At 46.0% G+C, this 11786-nt stretch carries 12 protein-coding genes; 8 read left to right on the plus strand and 4 right to left on the minus strand.

Features of this window, described 5'->3' with window-relative positions; genetic code table 11:
• Positions 1 to 22 precede the first annotated feature (22 nt).
• Entirely contained in the window at positions 23 to 1138 is a 1116-nt protein-coding gene (locus ACXAH6_RS10475) for a flagellinolysin (RefSeq protein WP_474876615.1), read from the minus strand.
• A 303-nt stretch (positions 1139 to 1441) separates the two neighbouring features.
• Between ACXAH6_RS10475 and ACXAH6_RS10480 the strand changes: the two genes are divergently transcribed.
• The 5 genes from ACXAH6_RS10480 (at position 1442) to ACXAH6_RS10500 (ending at position 5192) form a co-directional block, all read left to right on the plus strand.
• Positions 1442 to 2272, plus strand: a complete 831-nt coding sequence (locus tag ACXAH6_RS10480; protein WP_474876616.1) for a MipA/OmpV family protein — start codon at positions 1442 to 1444, stop codon at positions 2270 to 2272.
• 9 nt (positions 2273 to 2281) lie between these two features.
• Positions 2282 to 2659 (plus strand): DUF3019 domain-containing protein, encoded by a 378-nt coding sequence (locus tag ACXAH6_RS10485; protein WP_474876617.1) that lies wholly within the window; start codon positions 2282 to 2284, stop codon positions 2657 to 2659.
• Positions 2660 to 2678: 19 nt separating this feature from the next.
• Positions 2679 to 3380 carry a response regulator gene (locus tag ACXAH6_RS10490; RefSeq protein WP_474876618.1) on the plus strand — a complete coding sequence of 234 codons (702 nt, stop codon included), beginning with the start codon at positions 2679 to 2681 and terminating at the stop codon, positions 3378 to 3380.
• Entirely contained in the window at positions 3377 to 4648 is a 1272-nt protein-coding gene (locus tag ACXAH6_RS10495; RefSeq protein ID WP_474876619.1) for a sensor histidine kinase, read from the plus strand. The genes ACXAH6_RS10490 and ACXAH6_RS10495 overlap by 4 nt, the downstream gene beginning before the upstream one ends.
• 145 nt (positions 4649 to 4793) lie before the next feature.
• Positions 4794 to 5192 (plus strand): rhodanese-like domain-containing protein, encoded by a 399-nt coding sequence (locus tag ACXAH6_RS10500; RefSeq protein WP_474876620.1) that lies wholly within the window; start codon positions 4794 to 4796, stop codon positions 5190 to 5192.
• 80 nt (positions 5193 to 5272) lie between these two features.
• Here ACXAH6_RS10500 and ACXAH6_RS10505 read toward each other — a convergent pair whose 3' ends face one another.
• Both ACXAH6_RS10505 and ACXAH6_RS10510 read right to left on the minus strand, forming a co-directional pair.
• On the minus strand, positions 5273 to 6781 hold the full coding sequence (locus tag ACXAH6_RS10505; protein ID WP_474876621.1) for a S41 family peptidase: 1509 nt from the start codon (positions 6779 to 6781) through the stop codon (positions 5273 to 5275).
• Between the two features lie 113 nt (positions 6782 to 6894).
• Positions 6895 to 8289, minus strand: a complete 1395-nt coding sequence (locus ACXAH6_RS10510) for a flagellin N-terminal helical domain-containing protein (protein WP_474876622.1) — start codon at positions 8287 to 8289, stop codon at positions 6895 to 6897.
• A gap of 169 nt (positions 8290 to 8458) precedes the next feature.
• Between ACXAH6_RS10510 and ACXAH6_RS10515 the strand changes: the two genes are divergently transcribed.
• The 3 genes from ACXAH6_RS10515 to ACXAH6_RS10525 all read left to right on the plus strand — a co-directional run bounded on the left by ACXAH6_RS10515 (position 8459) and on the right by ACXAH6_RS10525 (position 11250).
• Complete coding sequence (locus ACXAH6_RS10515; protein WP_474876624.1) at positions 8459 to 9457, plus strand: WD40/YVTN/BNR-like repeat-containing protein; 999 nt, start codon at positions 8459 to 8461, stop codon at positions 9455 to 9457.
• Between the two features lie 99 nt (positions 9458 to 9556).
• A complete protein-coding gene (zntR, locus tag ACXAH6_RS10520) occupies positions 9557 to 9979 on the plus strand; it encodes a Zn(2+)-responsive transcriptional regulator (protein WP_474876626.1) in 423 nt (140 codons plus the stop codon).
• Positions 9976 to 11250, plus strand: a complete 1275-nt coding sequence (locus tag ACXAH6_RS10525) for an SO_0444 family Cu/Zn efflux transporter (protein WP_474876627.1) — start codon at positions 9976 to 9978, stop codon at positions 11248 to 11250. Before zntR ends, ACXAH6_RS10525 begins: the two co-directional genes overlap by 4 nt.
• Before the next feature lie 50 nt (positions 11251 to 11300).
• Here the strand turns inward: ACXAH6_RS10525 and ACXAH6_RS10530 are convergent, their stop codons facing one another.
• On the minus strand, positions 11301 to 11777 hold the full coding sequence (locus tag ACXAH6_RS10530; protein WP_474876628.1) for an acyl-CoA thioesterase: 477 nt from the start codon (positions 11775 to 11777) through the stop codon (positions 11301 to 11303).
• Between the last annotated feature and the right edge of the window lie 9 nt (positions 11778 to 11786).

Genomic DNA, 11786 nt, shown 5'->3' on the forward strand with positions numbered 1-11786 from the left:
TTGGCGTTATATCTAACCCAATTCAAGCGACAGCCTGTATGTTAGGTTCAGAAAAAATCACTTGATTATAGCCCTTCAACGGGTGGTTTGGGGCTGATTTAAGGGTGTTATCTACCACGCTCTCTGCCGTTTTGATCTCGCCGCCATCGGCATCTGCTCCGCCAATTGCGCCGGTATCGTCATTATTCAGATTCATGTTTTTAATGTAGGTCGGCGCTTGTTGGGTAAAGTCTTCGATAAATTCGGCTTCGGATTGGTATGAGGTTTTGCCTTCATAAGCTAAATAGGCAAGGGCATTGTCGAGGGTTGCATTGCCTGTCGCGAGCATTTTCTCATCGGTGAGAAATTGCATCACGTCTTTTACGCCATTGCCACCATGCTCAACAATATCTTGATGCAAAAAGCGCACGGCAACATAGCTTTTGGCGTATGCTTCACTGCTGCCTTGCCACTGGTGGAAAAAGTCAGTGTCAGCAGCAAACTGGTCAATATCCTGCTCATTGTAGCCATTGTTAAGGTTGCCATCTTGACTGGCGAGGTGATACGCCAAACGTTCATCTGCACCGTGTATAAATTCGGCACTGCCTTCTTTAAACCACGTAGGCAAAGCGTCCATATCGACGGTTTGTCCCATGATCGCGTGAACCATTTCATGTGCAACAACCCTGTCACCATAAAAGGGTTTATAGCCGCCATTATCGTTTTGTCCCTGCGGGAATGCATTGGTTGAGAGGGTTAATACTTGGTCAGTTGCTCGGCTGAGGGCGTCATCTTGTTCGGTAAAGTAGCTAACGCTCGCTAGGTAACTTGCGTCGGGGTCGTCGTTAAATTGCACATATAGGGTATGGTCACCTTCACCTTTCAATCCATAGTGTTGGGCTACCATGCGCTCAGCTTCGGCAAGCCAATTGGTCTTTAACTGTTCTAGTGTGTAGGTTTTATCTTGGTTTTCACGTCGCCATGACGAAAATACCGTGTGGTCGCTGCTTTCGATTTGCGATGTTGACGGCGCATCAGACGTAGATGAAGGTTTGTCTGCGCTGGTTGTTAGCGATGGTGTCGCGTTGCCCGTGGGCGTAGGTATAGAGCGAAAAGACTGAATATTCGTGCGGTTTGCCAGAGTGTCTGATACAGCCATTTTACGTCCTCCATCCTTATCGATGCCGTTGTCGTGGTTAATTTTTATATCGGCGATGTGGCGATATTCTAACCAGTGAGTAATGTAAATTTTGTTTAAATGTTGGCTGGCGTTTGTATTACCCTTGATGTGGATACATGTGTTTACAAAAACGCAGTCGTGTTTTCGTGTCATATTGGGTACTGTGTTTCAGTGGTGTTGATTAGGGTTGCTACATTTCGATACATTTTGGTAGGAACTGATACGACAAACAGGAACAAACTCACATAGCATCGTAGTTAGCACATGTTATGGATGATAATAATGAAAAGTATTACTCAACTTATATTAATGGCAGCTTTGCTGTTTTCTCCGCTGGCCTTTTCGCAAGAGACAGAACAAGACGCTTGGGGCGAACGGGTCAGCGGTGGTTATTTTTCTATCGGTGGTGGCATTGAATACCGCGAAGACCTGTATCGCGACCGCGGCTTTCGTTTACGCGTGGCACTGAACGGCGCTTATTATTTTGAAAATGGGTTATTCGTAGAATTTCCTGGGCGACCCAGTAAGTTTAACCCCGACTTTGCCGTTGGTTACAACTTGTTGAACTACGAGAATTGGGAGTTCGACATTATCGGTTCATTTTCTCATGGCAGTTTGGAATACCAAAACGAAGAAATGAAGTTTGATAAAATGGCCACGATATATGCGGGGCTTCGAGGCACAGGGTCTGTGCTTGGGGTCGACGTACAATTTATCGCAGCGCCGTTTAATTATCATCCCGATTACGACGGCGGCATGTATGGGTCTTTGTGGTTGTCTAAAAGTGTCTTTTGGAAGAATACCCAGTTCTATGGCTCTGTTGGTGCGCAATATCGCAATGCCGAGTTACTCGATTTTTACTATGGCACGTCCGACGTCAGTGCCGACACCAGCTTACCTGAATACCACGCGGGCGCGGGTGTGAATGTGACATACCAAGTGGGGTTCAGCTATCCTTTTTCTGAGGATATCGTGGTTGACGGATACGTACGCCACACGCAGATAGCAGACACGATTTTAGACAGCCCCTACTCGCAATCTGTTATGTTGGGTGATGGCTATCGCGCGCCTAGCCGTTCGGTTGTTGGCATTATTATCAATTACGTGTTCTAGGAGCAGGTGATGAAATTGATAATACAAGGGCTGCTATTGTGTGTCTTGGCGTTGCAAAGCAGTGTCGCAAATGCCAACGAGCACTTTTCGTATTCATTAGAGCCAGAGCAATGCGTCACCATGGAACAAGGGCAGGCGTGTTATGTTGATATTGAAGTGACCTGGCAGTCTGCGACGCCATTGAATATTTGCCTTTATCTCAGTGATGCGCAGCTACAGTGTTGGCGAGCTTCGAAGGCCGGTGAGTTTCATGGTGAAATACAAATGACCACAGACCAACCACTCGTGCTGAGTACCGACACCGAGCAGAAAGCAAAATCTATCATTCGGTATGCATGGGTGTATAAACAGTCGAAACGAAAAGCCGCGCGCTGGCGTTTGTTTTAGTTGTAGGAAGGAAAACCGCATGAAAACGCACATTTTTTTGGTAGAAGATGACGTAGAACTGGCTGAATGGATTGCCGAATATTTGACCCAAAAACTCTATCAAGTGACCGTTTTTCACAATGGACAAGCGGCACTAGAGGCCATTTTGACACAAGCCCCCGACCTTATTATTTTGGATGGCATGTTGCCAGGTTTAGATGGCTTGGAAGTTTGTCGAGCTGTGCGCTCACAGCAAGAAACGCCCATTATTATGCTGACAGCACGCGATGAAGAAATGGACGAAATACTGGGTTTAGAAATGGGGGCTGATGATTACCTCACTAAGCCGGTACGAGGCCGAATACTAGAAACGCGCATTAAGGCGCTATTGCGCCGCATCAGTCATAAAGCCGACACGCAAGACAGTGATGACGATGCGATTTCGATTGGCGGGCTGGTGGTCAACCAAGCCGACAGACAAGTATACTTAGACAGCGAGGAAATCTCGGTATCAAGTAAAGAGTTTGACGCGCTGTGGTTGCTGGTAACCCATGTCGGGCAAGTGGTAACCCGTGATGACATGACCAAAACACTAAGGGGGTTTGAGTTTGATGGCTTTGATCGCTCTACCGACTTATGCGTATCGCGTTTGCGAAAAAAATTAGGCGACAGTGGAGGCAAGCCCTATAAAATCAAAACAATTTGGGGCCGAGGCTATCAACTTGCCAGAGACGTCTGGTGATCAATAAGTTTACCGCTGCTTCAATTGCGCTTGTATTGGTGGTGCTGGCAGGACTCAGCTGGACCCTAGACCAAGTGTATTTAGAGTTGGATGACGATACCAATAATACCGAGATTGACCGTCGGGTTGCGTCAGTTTTACCTCTGATGCACCTGATGGCAGAACAACCTAATCATACACAGCTTTCCGCTCAACTTAATCAGTATCCCCAAGCAGGTTTTACTTATCAAAGTGTTGAACCTCAAGCCTTGCCAAAATCATTACTCGCCATGTTGAAGCAACAAGATCACGTGTTGCTGGAGATGGAATCTGGTTATCAATTGTTAATTTTAACATCGGACGGTACCCGTATACTGGTAGCACGATTTGACAAACCTGATGAGTCCAAGCGCCCGCTAAAACTGATACTGACCATCGTGTTTTATGCGGGCTTGATACTGGCCCTATTGGTTTGGTTGTATCCCTTCGCTAGGCGTTTACATTTATTGCGCAAGGCAGCAAAGCAAATCGGTGAAGGCGATTTTTCAACCCGCGTACCAGAAGGTGCTGGTTGGTATTTAAAAGACATAGAGCAAGAGTTCAATGGCATGGCCGAGCGCATTGCTCAACTGTTAGAAGACATTAAGCTACTCAGTGGCGGTTTATCTCACGAATTGAGAACACCACTAGCTCGCATCCGTATGGGCATAGACACCTTGTCAGAAACCGATGATCCTGCTTTAAAGGCGAAGTACGAAGATAAGCTCAATCGAAGTTTAGACCATATGGAAACCATGATCGGGGAAATGCTCACGTTTACCCGTTTAGAACATGCATTAGAAACCGCTGAGCAAGACGACATAGTTGTCAATACATTACTGAACCAACTAATTGATGAGCGCGGGGAGGAAGCGGATATTAACGCCGAGCTTCCAACAGAGCCGCTAATCGTAAAGGCAAATCAGTCTATGCTATCTGTGGCATTAGACAATATTCTTCACAACGCCTGTAAACATGCAAAACAACGTTGCCTGATTACACTGTGTCGATCCGGGGAAAATATACATATTGCCATTGAAGATGATGGTGAGGGCATCCCTGAAGATAAATACGATGCCATTTTCAAACCCTTTGTGCGTCTTAATAATAATGCGAAAACAGGGTTTGGTATTGGCCTCGCGTTTTCATACCGAGTGATTAATCACCTCGGCGGAACAGTACAGGTTGCACAAGGGGAAGCTCTCGGCGGGGCGCGCTTCACCCTGACATTCCCTATCAAAACGCGGTAATCTACATAACTAATTCATCGTTAACTCGTATTTCACGGCTTAAACTGGCGCTTTTAACTAAAGTGTTATTGTAATTATGTGTACACAAATCAACAGTTAACCTAGCCAAACCTTGTGCAAATAACATCACTTTTGAAGGAGAATCATGATGAAGTGGTTGAAATTAGTAAGTGTCAGTTTGTTGCTGATAGTGGCATCGTCAAATGTGTTCGCAAGCGATAGGGTCAATAATAAAATCAATGCTGAAACTTTACTGCAAAATACAGCAGAGAAAGTCATTGTGGATGTAAGAAGTGTCGAAGAGTTTACTCAGGGCCATGTGCCCGGTGCGATCAATATTCCACACAACCTGATTTTATCGGGTGACGCTGACTTAGATAAATTGCGAGATAAACCTGTAGTGGTTTATTGTCGCTCGGGGCGTAGAGCTGAATTAGCCATAGACGCAATGCAGTCACAGGGGCTCAGTGAATTGTTCCATTTGGAAGGAGACATGCTTGGGTGGCAAGCAGCTGAATTACCCATTGAAGTACCAAAAAACTAGGTGGCTACACAAAAAAGGCCGGAACAAGATTCCGGCCAAAGGGAGACTATTACACATTGTGCAATCAGTCAGGAGACTGTTTATTCCAACACGGCTAGGGCGCGCAGCACAGCAGGATCTTGTTGGTTATTGCGGGCAAATGGGGTGAAGTAAGGTGAATAGTCATCAACCGGTACACCTTGCCCTTCAAGCCATTCGTCACCGGCAGTGAGATAGAATTCATTCGACAGGGCCAGTACAAAGTTGCCTGGTAATATCCACTCTAATTTGTCTGAGAAAATCCCTTGAGTCGCCTCACCTACAATGTGCACGGTATCCAACTGTGCAAGACTCATTGCCAGGGTTTCTGCTGCTGATGCTGTGTCGGTACTTGTTAAAAGAACGACTGGTTTGTTGGCATATCGGGGGTGGTCAGCCGGTTCAATAGTCACCACTTTGGTTTCAGTAACACTATTGCCATCACGAGCGTATTTCTTGTAACCAATAAAATCGGTATCGGTAAAGCGGCTGGCGATAGCCAAGCTGATGTAATCATTACCGCCCCCATTGGTACGGATATCTAAAATTAAGCCGTCGGTATTGCTGAGGTCTTGCAAGGCTTCATCTAATACCGCATTGATGTTGTTTAAAGATGATGTAACGCGAGCCAGATCATCCTCTTCTTCATCAACAGTGCTGTAACCCGTCATGGCATCAATACGCAAATAACCTATGCGTTCAATACTAAACCACGACACTAATTCACTTTGGTCACGTTGAATGTTAGATGTGGCATATCCCTCTGTAATGAGACGTTCTTGGACAATAGTGTTTTCCACATAAGCATTAATATCGGCAATGATGGCTGGTGTTAATTCACTTTCTTCTAAAGGATAAGTGAGACCATTTGCGTCGGCGTATTCTTCAATTAATGTCATCACATGAGTGGGCTTACCAAGCACCTGAATATTCAGACCTTGTGACGATTCAAAGGTGTTGTGGCCGTCTTGTAATGCGATAAAGGATTGATAGATGGCTTCGTACATCGTGTTGATATTGCCAGTTATTGAGGTGCTTAGCTCAAAGGCTAGTGCAGACCAATCCACATTCATGCGGGAAAAATCAACGTAGTACTCTTCCATTATTTGGCTGTACAGCGCAAACAATTCGCCGTTATCGAGAGAAGAATTCGGCGTTAACACCTCACCTAAGCAGGCGTTGGGTAATGTGGTTTGTTTCTCAAAATCGATACCGGGAGCACCAAAGTCTGCCGTGCCCGTGCCGGCGTACCAGTTTAAGCTATTGTTGTCGCTCGACAGGCGAACGTTGCGCTTAAGATCGGCGGTGTTGAGTGAACCGAAATCTTGTTGTAACAAGCAATAATCGCTGGTGTACATGTAAAGTTTGGCGTTGTCATTACCAACCTGAAGCGCCATACCATACCCATTAGCTTGCCAACTGCCCTGATAAGCCACTGCAATATCTGGAGTGTCGGGTTGCTGATTATGGTCGACTTGTTTTTTACTATTGTTGCTACCACAAGCGGTAACTAAACATAAACTTGCTGCGACTGCGATGCCGCACAATGTGCGAGAAAAAGTGTGTGCCATGGAAGAATCTCCGTATTGTATTCATGGGTTGTTAACCTTACGGAGCGTATTGTGCTGACTCTTTCCTGACACATCTTCTCGGAAAATGTATAGGCTTGTATCAAAGTGTACAGTTAACTCTCTGAAATAGAGTTAATGATAGGTAGCACCCGTTCAATTTGTGTATTGGCTTGCGAGAGCATTGCGGTGCTGGCTTGTTTTACAATTTGATTGGCCGCGAGTGTAGCGGTTTCTTTGGCATAGTCTGTATCGAGAATACGTGAACGTGTAGCGCTCGCGTTGTCTTCTTGTTGCTGGGTGTTGCGTAAGGCGCTTGTCATTTCATTCATCTTTGCGCCATATGCCGCTCGGTAGTCACTGACTGTCTCAATGGCAGAATCTAATGTACCAAGCGCAGCTTCTGCTGCTTCATATGGATCTAGTGCCAGATCAGACAGTGAGAGGTCTTCAAGTGAAGAGGGAGTTTTATTTAGTGTTACAAAGTCTTCATCAGCCTGAGGTGTATTGGTTGCTGTAACACGCACGTCTCCCTCATCGCCATATTCTGAGCCAGCTGGGCTTGTTGAGCCTGGGTCGGTCCACGAAATGGTGTAGCTAAACGAGCCAGACCCTACCACGCTCAAAACAAGAGGGGTAGTCACCGAATCGATAGTAATAGATTCAACGGGCGTTTCACCCGCAGAGATAGTGCCACTGTTATCGATATCTCCATCTCCGCTATACGTGATATTCATCCCGCCATAACTCGAAGTGCCACCGGTGTTAAGACTAGAGGCGTCGTATGTCGCGTCATTGTTGTACCCACTGTTCGGCAGCAAAAAACGAGAATCCATATCACTGGCAGAACTAATTGCTGTGCTATCCCATACGTCATCACCCAAAGCGGTACCGGCTAAATGTACTCCAGCAGCGGTGAACAATTGAATGTCATCATCTTGTGTGAGGCTGTTAATACTGAAATGTATGCCACTTGCGCCGGCAGGAATGTAGCTAATAGTTTGTAGCCCCGAGCTCAACGACCCACTTTGACCATTGGTAAAAACATCATCGAGGGCTTGCACATTAGACAGATTATCTTCTTCAACATTAGGTCCGAGTAAGGGGTGACGTCCAAATGCTTCTGTGTCGTAGGCAATACTGTCTATTTCTTGCTTCAGTTGCTGAAATTCCTCATCTAAGGCTTTGCGGTCAGCATCACTTGCTATGCCTGATTGGGCTTGCACGGCAAGTTCCCGCATCCGTTGTAAATTCTGACCGAGTGTGGACAAAGCGCCCTCGGCAATTTGTGCGTAACTGATGCCGTCATTGAGATTACGCACAACTTGCGTATCAGAAATGATAGATGTAGTTAGGCGGTCGCTAACTTGTAGACCCGCTGCATCATCAGCGGCTGAATTAATACGCTTTCCGCTAGCGAGTCGTTCGAGTGCTGTACTTTCTTTTTGTGTGCTTTCTCGCAGTGAGGATGAGAGTGCTTTGTGTAGCGATGAGTTGTGTACGCTGAACATATCCGTGTCTTACAACGTTTAAATAAGGGGCGGCTACTGTACGCTTTGGTAAGAAAAACGTAAAGATCAATCAGTTGAGTCGCCTAGTTAGTGTGCTGGTTGTCCCTTGACGGCTGCTTCATTTGGGTACAAGGTGAGGCTTAAAATTTCTAGTTCAAGGAAGTGTAACATGCGCGCTATTTCACTTGCGGTGATGTTAACCGCGTCACTGAGCAATATTGATGTGGTATCGGCCGCTTACCAACAAGTGAATGAAAAAGTCTCATTTCAAGCTGTGGATCATGATGGTGTGATCGTTTGGGCGAGTGGGACTCAAGGGGGAATATATCGTTCATTGGACAGCGGAGTGAGTTGGCAACATGTCACTGGCCCTGAAAATACGCAAGCCTTGCAGTTTCGCGATGTTGAAGTGGTCAATGCCAATACCGTGTATTTGATGAGTGCAGGTGAAGGCAGCGATTCGCGGATTTACCGAACGACCGACGGTGGAACGTCATGGCAATTGTTGTTGCAAGCTGACAACCCTCATCATTTTTTTGACTGCTTCTCGGTTGATGAAACCGGCAAGGGCTATCTTTATGGCGATTCTGATAATGATGGCCTATTCGTGCTTAAAACGAAAAATGGCACAGATTGGCAACGGGAGTCTTTACCAATTGATGCGCAAGTAAGTGAAGGCGGTTTTGCGTCGAGCGGTACGTGTTTGCAGCAAACCCCAGAGCATGAAGTGCTTATAGGAACAGGCAATGGCGTTAAGCCTCGTGTTCTCATAAAACCAGCGCATGGCGCATGGTCAACCATAGCATCGCCTTTTGCTGGTGGAGAAGCCGCGGGTATTTTCTCTGTACAAAAAACAAGTGATGTCATCTTGGCTTTTGGCGGTTCATTAAAAACACCTGATAGCCCAGCGATGGCGTATCAGTATTATGACGGTGAATGGCATGAGTTAGCGGGTGTGCCATTAAACGGCGCTATTTATGGTTCAGCTATTCAGCAAGACGACCATGCTACCTCTATTTGGATCAGTAACCCCGAAGGCGTGGCGGTGTGGCGTGAAGGTGCAAGTCAATGGGAAAAGGTCAGTGAGCAAAATATATGGAGTATGACCTGTTTGGATGACGGCACTTGCATTGGCGTGGGCAAAAATGGCGGCGTTGAGCGATTATGAAGCTGCACCTTGTTGCTTAATTGGCGTGTAGGCGTGAAAGAAAATAATGTTAACTCTGTGCTTGACTCTAAAGCCAGCTTTAGGGTTTAGAATAACGATATGAAAACATCATCATTAAAAATTGGCGATTTGGCCAAAGTGACAGGCATCAGTGTTGAAGCGATTCGTTTTTACGAAAGTAAAGGCTTGCTGGAAGCAAAACGACGCACTGAAACTGGGTATCGGTTATACGAAGAGGCTGACCTAGATAAACTGCGTTTTATTCAACGGGCAAAAAAAGTCGGCTTTACCCTTGATGAAATAGGTGAATTGCTCGAGTTGAGATTGCATCCAGATGATCACACTTGCGAGGAAGTAAAGCATTACACTGCTCGTAAAATTAGTGACCTTGAAGAAAAAATACTCGAATTGCAACGTATTCAATTGTCGTTAAAACGGCTTCATTCAGCCTGTTGTGGTGGTGCAGAAAGTGCAGAACATTGTTCTATTTTACAGTTACTTGATTCAACGGAGTCGTTATGAGTGACCTCGCCTTATTATTTCAAAATTTTGTTGCGCTATTTATGGAGTCAGCCCCTTGGCTGTTGCTAGGTTTATTAGTGGCTGGCGTAATGCACGAACTTGTACCTATTTCGGTATTACAAAAGCACATGGGAAAATCGAGTGCGAGCGCAGTTGGAAAAGCCGCAGTGATTGGCGCGCCATTACCACTGTGTTCATGTGGTGTAATTCCAGCCGCTGTTGGTTTGCGCAGAAGTGGTGCATCAAAACCTGCCACGGTTTCGTTTTTGGTCTCAACGCCTGAGACGGGGGTTGATTCAGTGTCTGTGTCTTACGCCTTGCTCGGCCCGCTCTATGCCATTGTGAGACCCATTGCAGCCGTAGTGAGTGCAGTGTATGCCGGAATGATGGTGAAGTGGTTTGTTAAAGACGAAGTCGCCGCCGACACTGCATCACAACCTCAGGAAAAAGCAGCAACCAGCAGTTGTTGCAGTAGTCAGTCTCATAACGTTGATACGCATGAAACTTCAAGCTGTGAAAGTCACAAAGAGAAAGACATGTCGGAGTCTTCCTGCTGTGCGAGCAAGCAATCTGAGCCTACAACAGTACAAAAAGATTGCTGTAGTAGTGAGAAAGTAGAGAGCACCGAATCGTCTTGTTGTAGTAGCAACCAACCAACAGACAAAGCCTCGCAAGGTCATGTATTTGGTAAAGTGGGTGATGTATTTAGTTATGCAACAGGCAAGCTGTTAAATGATATTGCCATGTGGTTGTTAATTGGTTTGGGATTGGCTGCCGTGATCCAAACTTGGGTACCTACCGACTTTTTAACGCAATGGGGCGACGGTCTTATGGCCATGTTGGTGATGGCCTTAATTGGTGTGCCTATGTATATATGCGCCACAGCATCTACGCCGATAGCTGTTGGCTTTTTAGGTGCAGGCTTGTCACCGGGTGCTGTGTTGGTGTTTTTACTCGCAGGCCCTGCAACGAATATCTCAACTATGGGCATGATCGCCAAAGAAATGGGCCGTCGCACACTGGGCTTATATATTTTTAGTGTGATGACAGCCAGTATCGCCTTGGGGTACTTGTTAAACTGGGCAGTTAGTACATTTGAGCTGCAAGGTTTTATCACGGTTGAACACGGTATACATAACCATACCGAGACTCAGGCACTTTATGCTCTGTGTGCGGTTGTATTGTTTGCATTAATGCTCAGAAATGGTTGGCAAGGCTTACAACAGAAATTTGCCAAGGCTGATAAAGCCGAGCAAGGCTGCTGTCATTAATCAGTGAACAAAGAAAAACGGCGCCACTTCATGTAGAGCGCCGTTTTTGGTTAATGATGGCCGACATAGCTTTGGAAGTCTTCGTCGAGTTCTTTAGCAAAGTCTTTTGCATGCATCGCCACTAACTCTAGCTGTAAGTCTTCCTGTGAAGCAGAAACATAAAGCGGTACATGTGCTGGATCACCATCTTCATCTACGGCCATAAAAGTGATGAAACATCGATTGGTAATTTTGCCGATACCATCTTGAGGATTACAGGAAGAAACACTCACATACATGTGCATACTAGAATGGCCTGTATGCACGATATTTGCTTTCACCGTGACGACTTGGCCAACATGAATGGGGCGAATAAATCGAATGCCATTGGCAGAAACCGTCACGCAATATTGACCGCTCCATTGTGCCGCACAAGCGTAGCCCACTTGGTCAATCCACTTCATCACCATACCACCGTGAACTTTTCCGCCAAAATTCACATCGGTAGGTTCAGCTAGAAATTGAAACGTCATTTGAGAAGACGGCATTATTCACCT

This window comes from Alteromonas sp. ABE4_545 (assembly GCF_056161325.1).